This is a genomic window from Halomonas pelophila (assembly GCF_040196315.1).
GTDB lineage: Bacteria > Pseudomonadota > Gammaproteobacteria > Pseudomonadales > Halomonadaceae > Halomonas > Halomonas pelophila.
The window spans coordinates 51,988-73,013 of sequence record NZ_JBEGCI010000015.1 but is presented as its reverse complement, the minus strand read 5'-3'; the positions used below and the strand labels follow the sequence as shown (position 1 = coordinate 73,013).

Genomic DNA, 21,026 nt, shown 5'->3' with positions numbered 1-21,026 from the left:
TAGGCCGGCATCCCCATCCAGGTATTGCTGCACCACTTGCAACTTAAACTGGTCGCTGTACTGGTTCCTCATAGAAACACCCCGAAGGTTAGATTGGGTGTCCAACTTTCGGGGTGCAGTTCATATGGCCCGGGCGTTGTGCATTGCGGCGATGATGATCACGCCGCGTAGCGGGAGACCCCCAGGCCACTGGGATCGATGGCGGGTGCACGGCCGTCGATCAGGTCGGCCAGCAGCTGGGCGCTGCCGCAACTCATGGTCCAGCCGAGGGTGCCATGCCCGGTGTTGAGCCACAGGTTGTCGACCCGGGTGGCGCCGATGATCGGCGTGGAATCCGGCGTCATGGGGCGCAGGCCGGTCCAGAACTCGGCTCGGCTCACGTCGCCCCCCTCGGGGAAGACGTCGCGCACCACCATGGCGATGGTCGCCCGGCGCTTCTCCAGCAGGCTCAGGTCGAAGGAGGCCAGCTCGGCGGTACCGCCCACCCGAATACGATCATCGAAGCGCGAGATCGCCACCTTGAAGGTCTCGTCCATCACCGTGGACTGGGGGGCGCCGCCGTCGTCGGTGACCGGCACGGTCAGGCTGTACCCCTTCACCGGATAGATCGGCAGCCGGATCCCCATATCCTTGACCAGAAACGGCGAGTAGCTGCCCAGACACACCACGTAGGCGTCCGCGGTCAGCTCACCCTCGCTGGTCACCACGCTCTCGATGGCCCCGGCACTGCGCTTGAGACGCTGGATCTCGACATTGAAGCGAAACTCGACGCCCAGCCGCTCGCGGCAGTAGTCCGCCAGCCGGTTGGTGAAAAGGTAGCAATCACCGGTCTGATCATCGGGCAGGTGTAGCCCGCCGACGAACTTGCCCGGCACCCGACCAAGCGCCGGCTCGACGCCGGTGATCTCATCGGCATTGAGCAGCTTGTGGCGCACGCCGCACTGTTCCAGGACCCGCATGTCCTTGGCCACGGCCTCCACCTGGCTCTCATGGCGAAACAGCTGCATCAGGCCGCGCTGACGGTCCTCGTAGCGGATGCCGGTCTCGTCACGCAGGGCATTGATGCAGGCACGGCTGTGCTCAGCCACGCGCACCATGCGCTCCTTGTTAACCATGTAGCGCTCGGGGTCGCAGTTGCCGAGCATCTGCATCATGAAGCGCGCCATGCTCGGGTCCATCTTGGGCTGGATCTTGAGCGGCGCATGCTCCTGGAACATCCACTTGACGGCCTTCTGGGGAATACCCGGCGCCGCCCAGGGCGAGGAGAAGCCGAAGGAGACCTGACCGGCGTTGCCGTAGCTGGTTTCCAGCGCCGGCGACGGCTGGCGATCCACCACCGTGACCTCATGGCCCTGCCGAGCCAGGTAATAGGCGCTGGTGACGCCGACGACGCCGCTGCCGAGAATCAGTACCTTCATGCGCTTCCCCTTCTGCCGGGTGATGAGATCAACAAGCCCAGCAGTATAGGGACAACTATCCAGTTATTTCGCCTAAAATAACCCCCAAAATAAAAGCTTAATAATGTTTTATGTCTCAACAACGGATTGATATTCTCTATAATCCTTTATTTTCAGGCTGTCTCTCTACGCCGCGTTAGACGGCTGCCGGCGCGGGCTGGCGAGGATCCGTCTCAGCACCTGCCAAGCCGCCAGGCCCGCCAGCAGGTTGCCGATCGCCGCCCCCATCGCCAGACCCATCAGCTCACCGAGCCAGGCCCCGAGCCAGAGACACGGCAGGTAGAAGACGAACAGCCGAGCCCCCGACATCAACATGGCACGCAGCGGCCAGCCCAGGGCATTACCGGCCGAGACCACGATCATGCAGACCCCCAGCGCTGCGTAGCTCGGCAGCAGGAAGCGAATCAGGATCGCCAGGTCGCCCTGCACCTCGGGGTTACCGGACAGCGCGAGGGCGAGCCACGGCGATGCCAGTGCCATGACAACGCCCAGCGACAGCTGCCAGAGCACCACCACCCTGAGCGCGAGGCGCATCAGCCGATGCACCTGCTCCCAGTCCCCCGCTCCATAGCAGCGTCCGAGCCAGGGCGGCAGCGACATCGTCATGGCCAGCACCACCATCAGCGACAGGGTCTCCAGGCGGCTGGCCAACCCCCAGGCCGCCACCTGGGGCTCGCCGAGGGAGGCCACCACCGAGATCGCCAGCATCGCCGCCAGGGGCGGCATCAGCTGGCTGATCATCGCCGGACCGGCGATACCGATGAAGGGCATGAGCGAGCGCTGCATCTCCCCGACCAGCCCTTCGGCCGCGAGCCACGCCTTGTCACGCAGCCGCTGGGCCAGCAGCAGCAGGCCGATGGCGAAGGCGATCGCGGTCGCCCAGGCGGCGCCCGGCAGGCCGAGCCCCTCCCAAGGTCCGACACCGAAGATCAGCAGCGGGTCGAGCACCAGGTTCAAAAGGCTCGTGATCACCATCATCTTGCCCGGCAGCCAGGTGTCGCCGTGGGCCCGGAACAAGCTGTAACCGAAGTAGAGCACCGCCCCCAGCCACGCCGCCAGCAGCTGGGGCCCCCAGTAGTCGCGGATCAGGGCTCGGGACGCCTCGTCGGCGCCCAGCAGGCCGAACACTGGCGTCTGGATGGCCCACAGCAGCAGCACGAGCAGCGCGATGGTCACGGTGCCTACCAGCAGCACCAGGCTGCCCAGACGGCGGGCTCGCGCCGTTTCCCGCGCGCCCAGGGCACGCGAGATCAGCGCCGCGATGGCGATGCCCATGCCCACCTGAATGCCGATGACCAGGAAGGAGAGCGGGAAGGTGAAGGACTGGGCGGCCAGCGGCGCCGTGCCCAGGCGGGCGATGAAGGCGCTGTCCACCAGCTGGAAGCCGAGCAGCGCCAGCACACCGATCGCCATGGGCCAGGTCTGGCGCCACAGGGTGAGGCCGAGGGTGGAACGAGATGCGTCGAGGGAATTCACAAGGACTCCGGGGTCTGTCGGGGCCAGGCATTCTACGCCATGGCGGCGCCGGACTCAGCCCGCGAGCCCCGGGTGGCCCACCACCAATCCGGCCAGGATGCGCTCGATTTCCGCGGCGGGCATGGGGCGGAAGAAGTAGAACCCCTGCACCAGATCGCAGCGCATGTCCTGGATCAGCGCCAGCTGTTCGCGATTCTCGACCCCTTCCGCCACCACCTCGAGCCCCAGCCGATGGCCGATGAAGATCGCGGCCTCCATGATGGCGCGGTCCTCGGGCTGATCCGGGGCATCCCGCACGAAGGCCCGGTCGATCTTGAGCGCCGTGACCGGGAAGTGCTTGAGATAGCTCAGCGACGAGTAGCCGGTACCGAAATCGTCGATGGCGATGCGATACCCCAGGCGATGGAGCCGGCGCAGCCCCTCGAGGATCCGATCGTCGGCCTCGATCAGCACGTTCTCGGTGAGCTCGATGCCGATATGCCGTGGCCCCAGATCGTAGCGCGCCAGGCAGGCCTCGAAGCGATCGAAGACGTCGGCCCGGCTCATCTGACGGCCGGAGAAGTTGATGTCGATGCGCTCCAGGGCCAGGCCGGCGTCTCGCCACCGCGCCCGCTGTCGACAGGCGGCTTCCATGACCCAGTCACCGAGGAGGTGAATCAGATCGGAGTGCTCGGCCAGCGGGATGAACTCGGCCGGAGAGATCGGCGGACCGTCGTGGGGGTGCCAGCGCAGCAGCGCCTCGAGATTCTCGATGCGCCCGCTCATGGCCGATACCTGGGGCTGGTAGTGCAGCGACAGCTCGCCCTGGTCGAGCGCCTGTTCCAGGCGATCAGCCAGGCGATGCTGATGCAGCAGCTCGTCGTGAAGCTGCTGGTCGAAGAACCATACGCTGCCGCGGCCATCGAGCTTGGCCCGGTTCTTGGCCACATCGGCATTGCGAATCAGCTCCCGCGCCGTATCGCCGTTATCCGGATAGAAGCTGACGCCCAGGCAGGCCGTCACCTGGCGCCGTGATCCGTCTACCATGAAGGGCGCCCGCAGGGCCTGCTGGATCTTGTGCACCAGCTGCGGCATCACGTCCTCGCGCTGGAGCCCCGGGAAGGCGATCACAAACTCGTCGCCGGATAGGCGCGACATCAGGTCGGAGCCGCGCTTGGTGCGGTGCAGGCGCCGACTCAACTCGACCAGCAGGCGGTCGCCCTGCTCGTAGCCCAGGGCATCGTTGATCTCCACGAAGTGGTCGATGTCGAGGTAGATCAGCACCAGGCCGCAATCCTGTCGTCCACAGCCGGCGAGTACCTCGTCGAGCTGCGACTCGAAGGTCTGGCGATTGGGCAGGTGCGTCAGGGCGTCGAAGCGCGTGGCAAAATCCAGTTCGCGATGGGCCCGCTTCTGATCCGAGAGGTCCACGTCGACGCAGAACATCAAGGGATCGTCGGTGTGCTCCCCGAGCATCACGTGATGGGAGAAGACCGAGACCGTCTCGCCGCTCTTGTGCTGGAGCTCCAGCTCATCGGCGGGAATCTCGACCCCCTTCTCCACCCAGGCGCGATGCGCCCGAATCACGGGCTCGCGCATCGGCGCGGGGATGATCAGCTCCTCAAGCATCCGTCCCTGAGCCTCGTCGCTGGCGTAGCCGTAGAGCCGGGTGCTGGCTTCGTTCCAGTAGATCACTCGCCGCTCGCGGTCGTAACCCTGCACCGCAACCTTCGGCAGGCTTTCCAGCAAGGCACGAAATCGCTGCTCGCTTTCCAGGTACTGGCGTCTGACGCGCTCGACATCGTCCAGGGGGTCCGCCTCCCCAACGGCGTACCACCTCGCCCTGACCTGCTGCCACCGTCGCACCAGCCATTGCTGGAAACGGGTTTCGCGACCGCTCATTCGTCCCCTCATCATCGCCCGGCGATGCCGTCTTGCCTGCTGGGAGCGCATGACCCGAGGCGGCATCGATAATGACCATCCTACCTGCTTGTGTAGGAAATATCTTACACGGCATAAGGTCTTCGCCCAGGCACTGCCCTCCGACGTTTCAATGAGAACCCTAGCCCCTGAAGAGTGTCCCGTCTCGTACATTTTTTGACATTTCGTTGCAGATCTTCTCATTTTCCTAAGGTTGTCCGTCATTCGGGCAACCTCAGGGCAATCATGCCTCCCCCCTCCCAATGGAGAAGATCCCATGAAACTCGATACCCTCAAGTACGGCTTCGATACCGCCACCATGCCCCTCGATCCGGTCGCCGACTACTGGGCACCCGAGGTCACCCGCGCCCTGCGGCAGCAGGATTGGGCCCAGGCCGAGGTGCGCTCCCGGCTGGACCTCGAGGCCTGGCAGGCCTTCACCCAGGACCTGCCCCGGGACCCCTACGTCAACCGCCGCTGGAAGCGCATGTCCTGGCTGACGCTGGACGAGCGCAGCGATGTCCTCGACATGGGGCCCTGCCCGATGGCACAGGGCGGCGCCTTCAACGATGCCGAGAGCATGGCGGACCGTCTTCGCTACTACGAGCCCCTGGCGCCTGAGTTCATGGCGCGACCGGACGTGAAGGCCTTTGTGCGGGCCTGGGCTCGGCTGTGGCAGCTGCGGCCGAGCGAGCCCATCCTCATGCAGATCACCGGCGTGCGCGGCGAGGGCATGGTCGATCCGCTGCAGGGCCAGGGGATTCACGCCGATGGCTGCCAGGCGCTGAGCGTCATGGTGGTCAGCCGAGCCAACGTGGCCGGGGCCGAGAACCATCTCTACGCCGACAAGGCCGGCACCCGTTCCCTCTCCGACACGACCCTCGCCCCGGGGGATATCCTGCACCTGCGGGACGACCGCCTCTTCCACAGCGTCGATGCGATCACCCAGCAAGACGACGGTGCGCCCTTCGAGCGCTTCGTCATCATCATCAACAGCCGCTTCGTGGATGAGTTTCAGAACCGCATCCTGCGTCGACACTTCCCCGACGCGATCCTTCACGAGCCCCGCTGACACCCCCCCCTGAAAGGAAATGCCCCCCCGGAGAGACTCCGGGGGGGCATCATGGCGTCTGCCGAGTCGAGACGCGGCGCGCCTTACTGGCGGATGCCCTCGAAGGTGACGTAGAGCTCGAGCTCGTGCATCACCTCGGGAAACTGGCTCATGTCGATGCCGTAGTCAGCCAGGACCAGGGTCGTGGAGCCCTCGAAGCCGGCGCGGTAGTTCCCCCAGGGGTCCTCGCCCTCGCCCAGCAGGGTGACGGGCATCTCGATCGCGTTGGTCTCGCCGTGCAGCGTCAGCTCGCCGCTCAGCACGCCCTCGTTGTCGCCGCTGGGGGCAAAGCCGGTGGACGTGAAGGTGGCGGTCGGATACTCGCCCACGGCCAGGAAGTCGTCGCTCTTGATGTGCTTGTCACGCTCGGCATGGTTGCTGGTGAGGCTCGCCACATCGACCTCGAGATTGGCGGCCGCGTCCTCCAGGTTCTCCGGGGCGTAGCGGAAGCTGCCCGAGAATTCCTCGAAGCTGCCGAGGATGTAGGAGAAGCCCAGGTGGCTGATCTTGAATTGAATGAAGGCGTGCTGGCCCTCGGTGTCGATGGCGTAGTCGGCGGCCTGGGCCTGGGTCAGCGGCAACAGGGCAGCGGCGGCCAGGGCGGTGGCGATGGCGGTCTTCTTGATCATGAAGGCTCCTTGTGGATCGTATCGGGGAGAACATCGCCTCAGGGGCGACGGGAACGGCGCGGGTCGACCATGCGCGTCAGCACGTCGCTGCGATCGACCCAGTGGTGTTTCAGGGCGGCCAGGGCATGACCCACCGACAGCAGGATCAGCGCCAGGGCACTGTACCAGTGCACCTGGCCGGCAAGGGTGGCCTGATTCGGCAGGCCGCTGATCAGCGCCGGCACCTCGAAGGCGTCGAACACCTTGATCCCCTGGCCCTCGGCGGTGGGGATCAGGTAGCCACTGATCAGCACCACCAGCATCAGCAGGTAGAGCCCGAGGTGTCCCAGATGGGCGGCCAGGCGCTCCAGGCGTTGCCCCTGCGCCTGCGGCGTGGGTTGCAGGAAGCGCCACCCCAGGCGGACCAGGGTGACCAGCAGCAGCAACATGCCCACGGAAAGATGCCACCAGGGGCCCAGGTTGTACCAGCGGTGGTAGTAGTCGAGCCCCGTCATCCACCAGCCCAGGGCGAAGAGACCGATGATGGCCAGGGCGCCAAGCCAGTGCAGCAGGATGCTGACCAGTCCCCAGCCACGACGGGTGTTGTTCCACATGATCTCTCTGCCTCCCTGCGTAGGTTGATCGACGGCCAGCATACCCTACGAGACGATCGGTATCCGCGAATAAACCCGAACATTGCATTCGGAAAAACCGCATGCCGCCGCCACGAGAGACGTGGCGGCGGCATGCGGTCATCACGACTGTCAGAAGGATCAGCCTCGCTCGGCCAGCACCTCGAGCAGCAGGCGGGCCGTGGGCGCGCTGGAGGCCGGGTTCTGCCCGGTGACCAGCAGCCCGTCGCGCACCTGGAAGGGCGCGAAGTCATCCTGGCTTCGCGCATAGTCACCGCCCTGTTCCTTGAGCGCATCCTCGAGCAGGTGCGGCACCACGCCAGTGAGGCCCACCGCCTCCTCCTCGCTGTTGGCGAAGCCGGTGACCCGGCGCCCCTTGACCAGCGGCTCGCCCGCGGGCGTCTTGACGTCGAGCAGCACCGTGGGCGCGTGGCAGACCGCGGCCACCGGACGCTCGGCGGCCAGGAAGGCCTCGATCAGGCGACGCGAATCGGCATCGCCGGTCAAGTCCCACAGCGGCCCGTGGCCCCCTGGATAGAAGATCGCGTCGAAGTCGCCGACCTCGACGTCGGCGAGTCGGTACGTGCTGGCGAGCTGCGCCTTGGCCTGGTCGTCCGACTCGAAGCGCCGGGTCTCCTCGGTGAGGGCCTCCTCGGCCTGGGAGTTCGGGTCCACCGGCGGCAGGCCGCCCTTGGGCGAGGCCAGGGTGACCTCGGCGCCGGCGTCCTTGAAGACGTAGTAGGGCGCGGCGAACTCCTCGAGCCAGAAGCCGGTCTTGTGGTCGGTATCGCCCATGCGGTCATGGGAGGTCAGTACCATCAGGATCTTCATCGCGGCCCTCCTCGGGCGTTGGTGCATGCGTGCCTAGGTGAGATGGAGACGCGGGCGAGGAGTTCAAGGAAGCGGCGAGAAAACCACAAAAAAGCGCCTGCCGCGACGGGCAGGCGCTCGATGCTTCAAGGGCGGTCGACGGACCGTCAGACCAGGGCGTCGAGCCCGCGGGCCAGGTCGTCGCGGATGTCCTCCAGCGCCTCCAGCCCCACCGCCAGGCGAATCAGGCCCTCGCTGATCCCGGCTGCGGCCTTCTGATCGTCGGAGAGGCGGCCGTGGGTGGTGGTGGCGGGATGGGTGATGGTGGTCTTGACGTCCCCCAGGTTGCCGGTGATCGAGACCATGCGCGTGGCGTCGATCACCGACCAGGCCGCCTCGCGACCGCCCTTCACCTCGACACCGATCACCGCCCCGAAACCCTGTTGCTGGCGGCTGGCGAGCTCATGCTGCGGGTGGCTCGCCAGGCCGCTGTAGTGGACGCGAGCCACCGCCGGGTGGCCATCCAGCCACTCGGCGAGGATCCCGGCGTTCACGCAGTGGGCGCGCATGCGCAGATTGAGGGTCTCGAGGCCCTTGGTGAAGAGCCAGGCATTGAAGGGGCTCAGGCAGGGTCCGCAGGTACGCACCACCCCGAACACCTCCTCGAGCTCCTTGTCGCGGCCGACCACGGCCCCACCGATCGCCCTGCCCTGGCCGTCCAGGTACTTGGTGGCGGAGTGGATGACGAGGTCCGCCCCCAGCGCCAGCGGCTTCTGCAGGGCCGGCGTCAGGAAGCAGTTATCGATGGCAAGCCAAGCCTCATGACGATGGGCAATCTGGGCCAGGGCCGCGATGTCCACCACCTCGGAGAGCGGATTCGAGGGCGTCTCGGCGAACAGCAGCTTGGTGGCCGGGCCGATGGCAGCCTCCCAGGCCTCGAGGTTCGACAGCTCCACGTAGCGGGTGGTGATGCCGAACTTGCCGAGGTACTTGTCGAACAGGCTGACCGTGGAGCCGAACAGCGACCGCGAGGCGACGATCTCGTCGCCCGAGGAGAGCAGCGCCAGCGCCGTGGCCATGATCGCCGCCATGCCGGAACTCGTGGCCACGCAGCGCTCACCGCCTTCCATGGCCGCCAGGCGCTGCTCGAAGGTGCGCACGGTAGGATTGGTGAAGCGCGAGTAGATGTTGCCCGGCTCCTCGCCGCTGAACTTGGCCGCCGCCTCGGCGGCGCTGCCATAGACGAAGCTCGAGGTCGGGAAGATCGGCTCGCCATGTTCCTGCTCGTGGGTACGCTGATGACCGGCGCGGATGGCCAGGGTCTCGAGCTCCCACTCCGGCGCTGGTGTCTGATCCTGCTGCATGACGGGCCCCTTCAGTCGTCGATGTCGTCTTCCTGATTGTGCATCCCCACCAGCGCGTGGTCGCCGGCGCTGAGCTGCTTGGCATCGTCGCTGCGCGAGGCCTCGAGATCCGCCAGGTAGCGATCGTCGATGTCACCGGTCACGTACTGGCCGTCGAACACCGAGCAGTCGAAGGCCTCGAGGGCGGGATTCACCTCGCGACAGGCGGCCTTCAGGTCGTCGAGGTCCTGGTAGAAGATCCGGTCGGCACCGATCAGCTCGCCCACCTCGGCCTCGCTGCGCCCATGGGCGATCAGCTCGTTGGCCGCCGGCATGTCGATGCCGTAGACGTTGGGATAGCGAACCGGCGGCGCGGCCGAGGCGAAGTAGACCTTGCGGGCGCCGGCCTCGCGGGCCATCTGGATGATCTGCTTGCAGGTGGTGCCGCGCACGATGGAGTCGTCCACCAGCAGGACGTTCTTGTCCTTGAACTCGACGCCGATGGCGTTGAGCTTCTGGCGCACCGACTTCTTGCGCTGGGTCTGGCCCGGCATGATGAAGGTCCGCCCGATGTAGCGGTTCTTCATGAAGCCTTCGCGGTAGGTCACCCCGAGGTGCTGGGCGAGCTCCAGCGCTGAGGTCCGCGAGGTGTCGGGAATCGGGATCACCACGTCGATGTCCTGCTCGGGCCACTCGTTCTGGATCCGGTCGCCGAGCTTGCGTCCCATCTGCATGCGGGTGCCGTAGACGTAGGCGCCGTCGAGGATGGAGTCGGGGCGCGCCAGGTAGACGTGCTCGAAGATGCAGGAGGCAAGCCTGGGGGTGTCGGCACACTGCTGGGTGTGGATGGCGCCGGTCATGTCGACGAAGATCGCCTCGCCCGGGGCCAGGTCGCGATGCAGCTCGAAGCCGCCGACGTCCAGCGCCACCGACTCCGAGGCGATCATCACCTCCTGCCCCTCGCCCTCGTCGCGGGTGCCGAACACCACCGGACGGATGCCGTGGGGGTCGCGGAAGGCGACCAGGCCGACGCCGTTGATGATCGCCACCGCGGCGTAGCCGCCCCGACAGCGACGATGCACGCGGCGCACCGCATCGAAGATATCGCCGGGCGCCAGGTGCAGTCCCTGCTTGCCGAGCTCGTGAGCGAAGACGTTGAGCAGCACCTCGGAATCTGAACTGGTGTTGATGTGGCGCAGGTCGGAAGAGAACAGCTCCTGCTTGAGCTGATCGGAGTTGGTCAGGTTGCCGTTGTGCGCCAGGGTGATGCCGTAGGGGGAGTTGACGTAGAACGGCTGAGACTCCGCCTCGCTGGAGGAACCGGCGGTGGGATAGCGCACGTGGCCGATGCCCAGGTTGCCCTTGAGGCGGGCCATGTGGCGGGTATGGAAGACGTCCCGCACCAGGCCGTTGCTCTTGCGCAACAGGAACCGGCCATCGTCCCAGGTCATCATGCCGGCGGCATCCTGTCCGCGGTGCTGGAGCACGGTCAGGGCGTCATAGATGCCCTGATTCACCGCCTGCTTGGCCATCAGGCCCACGATACCGCACATTCTACCTTACCTCTCTTGCCGGGCTTGCTTGCCGGACTTGCTGTGAAGAGTCGGGGCGGGCCGTGGCGCCGTCCCGGATTCGTGTATCAGGGGGTCGTCGCCTCATCGGCGTCGTCCGGTTCGGCCTCGTCGGATGAGGCCGGCGCCGCTGGCGGCAGGGAGAGCTCGCGCAGGGAGGACGGCTCGGGCAGGCGCCCTTCCCAGGCCTCGAGATGACTCACCGCCCAGTCCTGGAGCCGTTCGAAGGTCGGGCGCAGCGTCGCCTCCTGCCAGGCCTGGAGCTGCACCAGCGGCGTCAGGCTCAGCAGGATGGTCGCCAGGATCAGGATCGCCCCACCCTTGGCCATGCCGAAGGCGGTGCCGGTCACCCGATTCAACAACCCCATCCCCACCCACTCCACGGCGGCGTGCACCATGCGGATGACGATGCCGCAGAGCAGGATCACCGCGAAGATCACCAGCACGAAGGCCAGCACCAGGCGGCCATCGGCGCTGTCGATCACCCCGGACAGCAGCTCTGCCACCGGCGGGGCCAGCAGCCGAGCCGCCAGCAGCGCGATGATCCAGGCGGCGAGTCCCAGGGCCTCGCGGACCAGCCCGCGCAGGAAGCCGGCAAGTCCCGTCACTACCAGGACCGCCACGAAGATCCAGTCGATCCAGGTCAGGGTCATGAGCCGTTGTCCGCGCGCACCAGCAGACCCTGAAGGTTGTCCCGGGCCTTGAGCTCACCCATCACCCGCTCGCCCTCCCGGGAAGAGGCGAAGGGGCCGACATAGACGGTCGTCAGCCCGTTGTCGCGAGCGCGACGGTAGACGGGCAGGCCCTGGTCGGCGAGCTTTGCCTCGAGGCGCTCGGCGTTGGCGGTCTCGCCGAAGCTGCCCACCTGCACGGCCCACTCCCCGTCGGGAGCGGCCTCGACCGGCGTGGAGGACGCCTGCTGCTGACCGGCCAGGCGCTCGTCGGCGGCGCGGGCCAGCTCGGCGATGGGGTCGGCGGCGGGTTCGTCGCCGCGCTCGCGCTCGGGCGGCGTCGACGCCTGCTCGGCCGCCGGCTCGTCGTCCGACGCCGTTTCCGGCTTGGCGGAGGCGGCCTCGGCCTCCGGGGCCCGGTCGAGACTCTCCGGCGGCTGCGGGTCCGGCAGCTCGCGGCGCTCCACCTCGACCGGCTGCTCGATGGTCATCACCGGCTGAGGCCGCTCGCCGCGCGGGGCCGGCTCGTCGAACAGCATGGGCAGGAAGATCACCGCCAGGGCGGTCAGGATCACGGCCCCGCTGAGACGCTCTCGCATTCCGTATTTCATCTCGCTTCCTCGCTGCGCGTGGCGTGCTCTGCCGTCGGCGCCACGGCCTGATGCCAGGCCAGCACGGCGGCGACGGTGAAGAAGGAGCCACAGACCAGCACACGATCCTCGGGCGCGAGGCGGGTCGACAGCCAGTCGGCGGCCTCGGCCGGCGAGTCCCCGCGGTGCCAGACCCGAGCGCCCTGATGGGCCAGGCGGTCGGCCAGGTCATCCGCCGACCGCGCCCGCTCGCCCTCGAGGCTCGCCGGCACCCAGGCATCCACCGCCGGGGCCAGGGCGGCGATCACGCCGTCGGCATCCTTGTCACCGAGCATGCCGATCAGGCCGATAGTGCGCCCCTCGCATGGGAGAGCCGTGAGCCGCTGCGCCAGGTAGGCGGCCGCATGGGGATTGTGCCCGACATCCAGGCACCAGGGCCCCAGCCACTGCATGCGCCCGGGCAGCCGGACGCTTGCCAGGGCGTGGCGACAGGCGGGCTCCTCCAGCGGCACCTCCACCAGCGCCAGGGCCTGCAGGGCGCTGGCGGCGTTGTCCAGCGGCAGCCCGGGATCGGGCAGGTCGGCCAGGGCGACGGGATCACCGCCGCCGTCCTGCCCGAACCAGCGCCAGGCGTCGCCCTCCCCTTCGCGGTGGAAGGCCTCGCCCAGGGCCACCACCCGGGCGCCCTGCTGCTCGGCCACGGCCCGGACGCTCGCCGGCAGCGTCGTGCTGCCTAGCACCGCGGGCCGGCCGGGGCGCAGGATGCCGGCCTTCTCGCGCCCGATGCCCTCGAGATCGTTGCCGAGAAAGGCGGCATGATCCTGGGCCACAGTGGTGATCACCGCGACGTCCGGATCGATGATGTTGACGGCATCCAGCCGGCCGCCCAGCCCCACCTCGAGGATCGCCAGCGCTGGGGGCTGCCGGGCGATCGCCCACAGCGCCCCCAAAGTCCCCATCTCGAAGTAGCTCAGGCTGATCGGCTCGCCTTTGAGCCGCGCCGCCTCGACCGCCTCGAAGCCGGCGATCAGGGTGGCGTCATCCGCCTGCCGGCCGTCCAGCCGCAGGCGCTCGTTGTAGTGCAGCAGATGGGGAGAGGTGTAGGTCGCCGTGGTGAGGCCGTGGGCCTGGGCCAGCGCCTCGAGCATGGCCACGGTCGACCCCTTGCCGTTGGTGCCGGCGACCGTGATGACCCGGGGAGCGAGTGGCCCCTCGAGGAGCCCCATGCGGCGCGCGACCTCGGCGACGCGGTCGAGGCCGAGGTCGATGCCGACCGGATGAGCCGCTTCCAGCCGGGCCAGCCAGGCCGGAAGCGTCGTTGGCAGGGCGCGCTCGCTCATGCGGATCGATCAGCGCGCCGGTTCGGAACGCTCGCCGTTCTGCTCGGCGTCGCTTTCCGCGTCGGGCTCGACGCCTTCATCGGGCATCGTGGCGAGCACGTCGTCCTGCTCGGCCTGTTCGGCCACTTGTACCAGGTCCGGCTCCTCGCTGACGGTCTCCTCGCCGATCACCGGCTGATGGGTCAGCTTGCGCAGCACGCCGCCGAGGCGCGAGCGAATCTCGCCGCGATGGACGATCATGTCCACGGTACCGTGCTCGAGCAGGAACTCGCTGCGCTGGAAGCCCTCGGGCAGCTGTTCGCGCACGGTCTGCTCGATGACGCGTGGCCCGGCGAAGCCGATCAGCGCGTTGGGCTCGGCCACGTTGAGATCGCCCAGCATCGCCAGCGACGCCGAGACGCCGCCGAACACCGGGTCGGTGAGCACCGAGATGTAGGGCACGCCGGCCTGCTTGAGCTTCTCCAGGGCCGCCGAGGTCTTGGCCATCTGCATCAGCGAGAACAGCGCCTCCTGCATCCGCGCGCCGCCAGAGGCGGCGAAGCAGACCAGCGGGATACCCTCCTCGAGGGCGACGGTGGCGGCGCGCACGAACTTCTCCCCCACCACGGCACCCATGGAGCCGCCCATGAAGGTGAACTCGAAGGCCACCACGACCACCGGCAGCCCCTCGAGGGAGCCGCGCATGGCGATCAGCGCATCGTTCTCGCCGGTAGCCTTCTGGGCCGCGATCAGGCGATCCCGGTACTTCTTGGAATCGCGGAACTTGAGGCGATCCATCGGCTCGAGCTTGGCCGCGATCTCCTCGCGGCCTTCCTTGTCCAGGAACCAGTCGAGCCGCTTGCGCGCGGTCAGGCGCAAGTGATGGTCGCACTTGGGGCAGACGCTATGGTGCTTTTCCAGCTCCGGGAGATAGAGCACCGCTTCGCACTTGGGGCACTTGCGCCACAGGCCGTCGGGGACGCTTGCGCGGCGATCCTTGCGCTGGATGCGGCCCACCGAGGGCACGATCTTGTCTAGCCAGCTCATGTCAGAAACACTTCCGTAAAGGCTGATGCTCCCGGCGGCGCCGGGAGCAGGGTCGATTCGTTGGCGAGGAGGATCAGGCGTCCAGCGCCTGGCGCATCTCTCCCAGGACCGCCTCGAGGGCAGCGGGGATCGCCTCGGGATGCTCGGCATTTTCGGCGATGCGGTTGACCAGCGCCGAGCCGACGATCACGCCATCGGCCACCTTGCCCACCTCCGCGGCCGAGGCCCCGTCGCGGATCCCGAAGCCCACGCACAGCGGCAGATCGGTCATCTCGCGCAGTGGCGCCAGGTGCTCCGCCACGTCGTCGGCATTGAGGGTCGCCGAGCCGGTCACACCCTTCAGCGAAACATAGTAGAGATAGCCCTCGCCGTGGGCGCATATTGTAGCGGCCCGAGCACGCGAAGTGGTAGGGGCGACCAGGAAGATCGACGCCAGACCGCGGGCCTTGAGCAGCGGACCGACCTCGTCGGCCTCCTCCGGCGGCATGTCGACGATCAGCACGCCGTCGACGCCCGAGTCGGCGGCCTGGTCGGCGAAGGTCGCCAGGCCGATGCGCTCCACGGGGTTGAGATAGCCCATCAGCACCACCGGGGTCTCGGCGTCGGTGCGACGGAACTCGCTGACCATCTCGAAGAGATGCGAGAGGCGAACGCCCTTCTTGAGGGCCCGCTCGCAGGCCTTCTGGATCACCGGCCCATCGGCCATGGGATCCGAGAACGGCACGCCCAGCTCGATGACATCGGCGCCTGCCGCCACCAGGGCGTGCATGAAGCCGACGGTGTGCTGGGGCGCCGGATCGCCGGCGGTGATGTAGGGAATCAGTGCGCGGCGGCCCTCGGCCTTGAGCGCAGCGAAGCGTTGGTCGATACGATTCATGGTATGGGCCGTCATCTAGAATTCGATTCCGTCGATCTTCGCAACCGTCATGATGTCCTTGTCACCACGTCCGGAGAGGTTGATCACGATGTTCTGGTCGGGGCGCATGGTCGGCGCCAGCACCTTGGCATAGGCCAGGGCGTGGGCGGACTCCAGTGCGGGCATGATGCCCTCGACGTGGGTCAGCTCACGAAACGCCTCGAGCACGTCCTGATCGTTGGCGGCCACGTAGTTGACGCGCCCGACGTCCTTCCACAGCGCGTGCTCGGGGCCGACGCCCGGGTAATCCAGGCCCGCCGAGACCGAGTGGGTGTCGGAGACCTGGCCACCCTCGTCGGACATCAGGTAGGTGCGGTTGCCGTGCAGCACGCCGCGCGGGGCGCCCGACGTCAGGGGGGCGGCGTGGCGCCCGGTCTCGACGCCGTCGCCGCCCGCCTCGACGCCGTACATGACGACGTCATCGTCCTCGACGAACGGATAGAAGAGCCCCATGGCATTGGAGCCGCCGCCGACGCAGGCGATCAGCGCATCGGGCAGCCTGCCGAACTCCTCGATGGACTGACGTCGCGCCTCGCGGCCGGCCACGGCATTGAAATCGCGCACCAGCATCGGATAGGGATGCGGACCCGCCACGGTGCCGATGATGTAGAAGGTGTTGTCGACGTTGGTCACCCAGTCGCGCAGCGCCTCGTTCATGGCGTCCTTGAGGGTCTGCGTGCCGGAGGTAACCGGGATGACGTTGGCCCCCAGCAGGCGCATGCGATAGACGTTGAGCTTCTGGCGTTCGACGTCTGCGGCGCCCATGTAGACCTCGCACTCGAGACCCAGGCGCGCCGCCACGGTGGCCGTGGCCACGCCGTGCTGGCCGGCACCGGTCTCGGCGATCACCCGCGGCTTGCCGCTCTTCTTGGCCAGCAGCGCCTGGCCGATGGTGTTGTTCACCTTGTGGGCGCCGGTGTGGTTGAGGTCTTCGCGCTTGAGCCAGATCTGTGCCCCACCGAGCTGCTTCGACCATCGCTCGGCATGATAGAGCGGTGACGGGCGGCCCACGTAATGGGCCAGGTCGTAGTCGAATTCCGCCTGGAAGGCCGGATCATCACGAAGACTCAGGTAGGTCTTCTCCAACTCATCCAGGGCGAAGCTCAGGGTCTCCGAGACGAACCGGCCGCCGTAGGCGCCAAAATGGCCGCGGGCATCCGGCAGTCGGGTCAGGTCACTGAACTTGCTCACGAAAGACACCTCACAGGGTCGCCAGATAGGGGTGTAGGGGAACAGGTCGACGCCGAGGACTCAGCGCGAGCGCCGATCGTCGGCCCGTCGCACGGCGTCAAGGAATGCCGCCATGCGAGTGGCGTCCTTGACGCCGGGCGCGGTCTCGATGCCACCGGAGACATCCACCGCGAAGGGGCCAACGGCTGCGATCGCCGCGTCGACATTGTCCGGCGTCAGGCCTCCGGCGAGGATAACAGGTTTTGCCAGGCTTGCGGGGATTCGCGACCAGTCGAAGGTCTCCCCCGTGCCCCCCGGCACGCCGGGGCGATAGGCGTCGAGCAGCAGCGCCCGGGCACCGCGATAGGCCTCGGCGGCGGCAGGAAGGTCGAGACCTTCACGCATGCGCAAGGCCTTGATCCAGGGGCGCCCGGCCGCCTCGCAGGCGCCCGGGGTCTCGTCACCGTGGAACTGCAGCAGGTCCAGGTGCGGGCTGCAGCAAGCCACCAGGGACGCCGACGGGTCGACGAAGAGCCCCACGCGGGTGACGAAGGCCGGCACCCGGGCACTCAGCTCGACGAGCCGGCGCTCATCGATGGCGCGCTTGCTGCCCGGCCAGAGCACGAAGCCCAGGGCGTCGGCGCCGGCGGCCACGGCGGCGTCGACGTCCTCCTCGCGGGTCAGGCCGCAGAACTTGATACGGGTGCGGTGCAGTATCGACATGACGGCAGCGGTCTCCGGGTGGGTCGAGATGGATATCGCAAGAAGGCCGGCGCGTCGGCGCCGGCCACCGGACGGCTAGGCCCCCTCCGCCACCGGGCGGCCACGGCGAAATTCGACCATCGGGCAGTCGGGCAGGGCTCGCTCGCCGGTCCACTCACCGAGGAAGGCCAGCAGGTTGGGCCCCAGCGGCTCTCGGGGCAGGCCCCAGCACTCGTCATAGACGGAGTCGACGAAATGCAGGCCGCAGGCCGGAGCGGTCACGTCCCCCAGGGCGCGATTCTTCAGCGCCATGAGCTCGCTGAGGTAGTCATCGCCCCGCTCGCCCCGCCCCACCGTGACCAGGGCGCCGACGATATTGCGGATCATGTGGTGCAGGAAGGCGTTGCCCTGGACGTCGATGACCACCAGGGGACCATGGCGATGCACCTCGATGAAATGAAGGTGGCGCCAGGGCGTCTTCGACTGGCAGCCGGCGGCGCGAAAGCTCGAGAAGTCGTGCTCGCCGACTAGCGCCTGGGCGGCCCGGTGCATGGCATCGGCATCCAGGGGATCGCGACACCAGGTGGCATTGGCCCGTTCCAGCACCGGCCGGCTCGGCTGGTTGAGGATCACGTAGCGGTAGCGTCGTGCCAGGGCCTTGAAGCGGGAGTGGAAGTCGTCGGAGACCGGCTTCACCCAGCGCACCGCGACATCGCGCGGCAGGTTGGCATTGGCGCCGAACACCCAGGCCTTCTCGGAACGCGGCACCGGAGGGTCGAAGTGGACGATCTGGCGGGTCGCATGGACACCGGAGTCGGTGCGTCCGCTGGAGTGCAGGGTGATCGGCTGTCCGGCCGCCACCTTCGAGAGCGCGGCCTCGACGGCCCCCTGCACCGAGGGGGAGTGCTTGAGGCGCTGCCAGCCGCAGTAGCCGCTGCCGTCATACTCCACCCCCATGGCCAGGCGGCCGTTCAGGGGGTGGCGTTCATCGAGGGATCTGAAAAGGGTCATTCGGCCTCATGGCAGGTGTTGATCCAGCAGTTCACGGGCCTCCTGCCGGGCATCCGGATCGCCGGTCTCGTCAATCAGGCTCTCGAGCAACGCCTGAGCCTGACCGCGCTCGCCGGCATCCAGCAGGCGTCGCGCCTCGGCGAGCGTCGACGTCGGGAAGGCCGCCGCGGAAAAGTGGGCATTATCCTCCGACAGCGGCGGGAAGGCCACCTCCTCGACGTCCCACTCCTCCGGCAGGTCGCGATCGGCACGGCTGACGGCCGACGCGGGAGACGCATCGCCGCCGCCCTGGCCAGAAGGCGTGAAGTCCACGCTGGGCTGCATGGGCGTCTCCTCTCGTGGCGCGGGATTCGCCTCCAGGGAAGGCGGATGGTAATCGATGATGTCGCGTCCGTCGTCGGCCTGAACGGTCTCAAGCGGCGTCTCGGCGATCGACGATGCCGGCTCCGCCTCGAAACCCTCGTGATCCTCGAAGCCCTCGTGAGTGTCAGGGAGCTCGTGAGTCTCAGGCGCCTCGTGGGCGTCGCGCTCCGGGTCGGAAGACTCGGTGCCAGAGAGCTCGGCGGCGGGTTCCGGCTTGGGGGGGCGATAGGCGGCCAGGGGGTCGGGCGAGCGATCGACGCTCAATGCCTCACCGACGGACCGTTCTTCGACCGCTTCGGCGCCCTCATCGTCGTCCGGCGCGTCGGGCTCATCGAAGCGACGCGGCTGGTGCTCGTCGGGCACGGGGAACACGGCCCGCTCGGGGTCGGACGACGCGCTGTGCACCGCGTGGCGCTGCATGAGCGTGGCCACCTCGGCCTGGACGTCGGGATCGCCGCCGGCGCGAAGCTGTTCGGCCTGACGCGCCGCGGCGCTGCGATCACCCTGCTCCAGCTGCACTCGCAGCAGCTTGAGCCTCAGGTCGTCGCGGCCGGGCTCTCGGACCAGGCTCGCCTCCAGCAGCTCGCGAGCCTGATCGTAACGCCCATAGGCGATGAAGATATCGGCCTCGTTGATGGCCTCGGCCTCGGGCATGGAGGCGCGTACCGGCGTCCTCGGCGCCTCCTCACGCCCCGGAGCCCGCGCCTCCTCGGCAGCCCTGTCGCCGGCCCCCGGCATCACCACACCGCTGGCCGCGGGGTCCACCGGACGGGCCTCGTTAAAGACCGGGGCCGGCGCCTCCTCCTCACGGCGACGCCGGCGCACCAGAGCCCAGAGTGCCAGCAGCGCCGCCAGGCCGGCGCCGCCCAGCATCAGAGGGCGATCGACGGCGCCCTGGTAGAGGGACCCCCACCAGGGCGACGGCTCAGCCGGCGACGAGGCGCTTCCCGGGGTCACCACGCCGCCCGCACCGGCGGCATCGACGCCGCGTCCACCGGCCGCGAGACTCGCCAGCTGCTCGCGCATGGCCTCCACTTCCTCACGCAGATCGCCGAGCGCGGTCTGCAGCGCGTCCCGCTCGCCGCGCACTGCCTCCAGGGTCTCCCGGCTCTCTTGCCAGCGCTCCTCGAGACGCAGCAGGCGCTGGTCCTCGGTGAGCTCGCCGCCACCCTGAATCATCGCCAGCACCTCGGGGTCTATGACGTCTCCTTCACCCCGGGCAGCCGGTGATAGCGCCAGAGAGGGCGTCGCGCCTGCGCCCTGCGCCGACGCGGCCTCGCCGGCCGAGTCGTCCGCCGCGCCCTCCGTCAGATTATCCGCCGTGAGTCTGCCCTCGGCGGCCATCTCGGCGTCGCTCAGCAGCGTCAGCCGCTGCCCGCCCTCGCCGGCGGGCTCGCCGTCTTCGTCCGCTGCGGCCGCCGTCGAATCGGCGGGGGCATCCTCCGGGCTTGCCGCCGGCGCGGGCGCCTGGGTCGAGGCACTGGCCACGGCCGACGCCGGCTCGCTGCCGCCAAGCGGCACCCGCGCCGGGGCGCCGCTGCCGCGATTGGCCCAGGCCTGGTTCATGGACTGGACGAGATCGCCGGCCCGGGCGGCGGAGCGCGCCGCGATGGCCTCACGGGGAGGGACCACCAGGGTGAAGCCGGCACGCATGGCGTTGATGTTGCCCGAGGGAAAGACCTCCGGGTTGGCATCGACCAGGGCAACCATCATCTGGTTCATGCTGATGCCGCTGTCCGGGCGCAGCCGGCCCGCCACGGCCCACAGGGTGTCGCCGGGACGCACCCAGGCGGGATTGCCGGCGCCGGCCGCGGCCGAGGTGCGGGCCACGGGGCGCGTCGCGGCGTCCGGCGAGCTCGTCGGCAGGCGGGAACGGGAGACGGCCTCCCGCGGCGGCGTCGAGGGGGCGGCGACCAGGGCCGGCAGGCGATCATAGTCAGGCGGGTCGAGCAGCAGGGTCACCTCGCGCAGCTGCTGGCCGCCGGGCCAGTCGAAACGCAGCAGCAGGTCGACCCAGGGTTCGCGTACGGCGCGCTCGGTGGTCAGATCGACCATCAGGCGTCCCTGGCGGCGGGTCACCTCCATCTTCACGCTGGCCGCCAGCGGAGTACGTGAAAGCCCGGCCGCCGAGAAGGCCCCTTCGTCGGCCACGGAGACGTTGAGCAGCCCGGGCTGCAGGCCGGCACTGTCGGTCAAGGGGATACTCGCTCGCAGCGGCGCACTGAGCGTCGAATTGACCTCGGCCTCCCCCAGGCCGAGGGCCAGCGCCAGTGGGCTGGCGGTGGAGAGCGAAAGCAGCATGGCGAGTGTCAGCTTGCGTTTCATCGGGG

18 protein-coding genes are annotated in these 21,026 nt (G+C 68.3%); 1 reads left to right on the top strand and 17 read right to left on the bottom strand.

Annotated elements, in window-relative coordinates; all coding sequences use genetic code 11:
* Positions 1-158 precede the first annotated feature (158 nt).
* From ABE957_RS15520 to ABE957_RS15510, 3 genes are all read right to left on the bottom strand, one after another.
* Positions 159-1,418 carry a D-amino acid dehydrogenase gene (locus ABE957_RS15520; RefSeq protein WP_349759570.1) on the bottom strand — a complete coding sequence of 420 codons (1,260 nt, stop codon included), beginning with the start codon at positions 1,416-1,418 and terminating at the stop codon, positions 159-161.
* 165 nt (positions 1,419-1,583) lie between these two features.
* Positions 1,584-2,870 (bottom strand): MATE family efflux transporter, encoded by a 1,287-nt coding sequence (locus tag ABE957_RS15515; RefSeq protein ID WP_349759574.1) that lies wholly within the window; start codon positions 2,868-2,870, stop codon positions 1,584-1,586.
* A gap of 117 nt (positions 2,871-2,987) precedes the next feature.
* Positions 2,988-4,814, bottom strand: a complete 1,827-nt coding sequence (locus tag ABE957_RS15510; protein ID WP_349759569.1) for a putative bifunctional diguanylate cyclase/phosphodiesterase — start codon at positions 4,812-4,814, stop codon at positions 2,988-2,990.
* Between the two features lie 295 nt (positions 4,815-5,109).
* On the opposite strand from ABE957_RS15510, the gene ABE957_RS15505 reads away from it, so the two are divergent.
* Complete coding sequence (locus tag ABE957_RS15505) at positions 5,110-5,904, top strand: 2OG-Fe dioxygenase family protein (RefSeq protein WP_349759568.1); 795 nt, start codon at positions 5,110-5,112, stop codon at positions 5,902-5,904.
* A gap of 83 nt (positions 5,905-5,987) precedes the next feature.
* On the opposite strand, the gene ABE957_RS15500 is transcribed toward ABE957_RS15505, so the two are convergent.
* The 14 genes from ABE957_RS15500 to ABE957_RS15435 form a co-directional block, all read right to left on the bottom strand.
* Positions 5,988-6,572, bottom strand: a complete 585-nt coding sequence (locus ABE957_RS15500; protein ID WP_349759567.1) for a YceI family protein — start codon at positions 6,570-6,572, stop codon at positions 5,988-5,990.
* Positions 6,573-6,610: 38 nt separating this feature from the next.
* Positions 6,611-7,165 carry a cytochrome b gene (locus tag ABE957_RS15495; protein ID WP_349759566.1) on the bottom strand — a complete coding sequence of 185 codons (555 nt, stop codon included), beginning with the start codon at positions 7,163-7,165 and terminating at the stop codon, positions 6,611-6,613.
* Between the two features lie 159 nt (positions 7,166-7,324).
* Positions 7,325-8,014: a type 1 glutamine amidotransferase domain-containing protein gene (locus ABE957_RS15490; RefSeq protein ID WP_349759565.1), complete on the bottom strand. Its 690-nt coding sequence runs from the start codon at positions 8,012-8,014 to the stop codon at positions 7,325-7,327.
* Between the two features lie 146 nt (positions 8,015-8,160).
* A complete protein-coding gene (locus tag ABE957_RS15485; protein ID WP_349759564.1) occupies positions 8,161-9,357 on the bottom strand; it encodes an O-succinylhomoserine sulfhydrylase in 1,197 nt (398 codons plus the stop codon).
* An 11-nt stretch (positions 9,358-9,368) separates the two neighbouring features.
* Positions 9,369-10,889: an amidophosphoribosyltransferase gene (purF, locus tag ABE957_RS15480; protein ID WP_349759563.1), complete on the bottom strand. Its 1,521-nt coding sequence runs from the start codon at positions 10,887-10,889 to the stop codon at positions 9,369-9,371.
* 86 nt (positions 10,890-10,975) lie between these two features.
* Positions 10,976-11,560: a CvpA family protein gene (locus ABE957_RS15475; protein WP_349759562.1), complete on the bottom strand. Its 585-nt coding sequence runs from the start codon at positions 11,558-11,560 to the stop codon at positions 10,976-10,978.
* Positions 11,557-12,189: an SPOR domain-containing protein gene (locus ABE957_RS15470; RefSeq protein ID WP_349759561.1), complete on the bottom strand. Its 633-nt coding sequence runs from the start codon at positions 12,187-12,189 to the stop codon at positions 11,557-11,559. The genes ABE957_RS15475 and ABE957_RS15470 overlap by 4 nt, the downstream gene beginning before the upstream one ends.
* Positions 12,186-13,508 carry a bifunctional tetrahydrofolate synthase/dihydrofolate synthase gene (gene folC / locus ABE957_RS15465; RefSeq protein WP_349759560.1) on the bottom strand — a complete coding sequence of 441 codons (1,323 nt, stop codon included), beginning with the start codon at positions 13,506-13,508 and terminating at the stop codon, positions 12,186-12,188. Before folC ends, ABE957_RS15470 begins: the two co-directional genes overlap by 4 nt.
* A 9-nt stretch (positions 13,509-13,517) precedes the next feature.
* Entirely contained in the window at positions 13,518-14,534 is a 1,017-nt protein-coding gene (gene accD, locus ABE957_RS15460; RefSeq protein ID WP_349759559.1) for an acetyl-CoA carboxylase, carboxyltransferase subunit beta, read from the bottom strand.
* 73 nt (positions 14,535-14,607) lie between these two features.
* The gene (gene trpA / locus ABE957_RS15455) at positions 14,608-15,411 is read right to left on the bottom strand and encodes a tryptophan synthase subunit alpha (protein ID WP_349759558.1); all 804 of its coding nucleotides are present in this window, start codon (positions 15,409-15,411) and stop codon (positions 14,608-14,610) included.
* A gap of 15 nt (positions 15,412-15,426) precedes the next feature.
* Positions 15,427-16,641 (bottom strand): tryptophan synthase subunit beta, encoded by a 1,215-nt coding sequence (gene trpB / locus ABE957_RS15450; RefSeq protein WP_349759557.1) that lies wholly within the window; start codon positions 16,639-16,641, stop codon positions 15,427-15,429.
* Between the two features lie 60 nt (positions 16,642-16,701).
* Positions 16,702-17,343 (bottom strand): phosphoribosylanthranilate isomerase, encoded by a 642-nt coding sequence (locus tag ABE957_RS15445; protein WP_349759556.1) that lies wholly within the window; start codon positions 17,341-17,343, stop codon positions 16,702-16,704.
* A 75-nt stretch (positions 17,344-17,418) separates the two neighbouring features.
* Positions 17,419-18,333 (bottom strand): tRNA pseudouridine(38-40) synthase TruA, encoded by a 915-nt coding sequence (gene truA, locus ABE957_RS15440; RefSeq protein ID WP_349759555.1) that lies wholly within the window; start codon positions 18,331-18,333, stop codon positions 17,419-17,421.
* 6 nt (positions 18,334-18,339) lie between these two features.
* Positions 18,340-21,021: a FimV/HubP family polar landmark protein gene (locus ABE957_RS15435; RefSeq protein ID WP_349759554.1), complete on the bottom strand. Its 2,682-nt coding sequence runs from the start codon at positions 21,019-21,021 to the stop codon at positions 18,340-18,342.
* Positions 21,022-21,026: the final 5 nt, after the last annotated feature.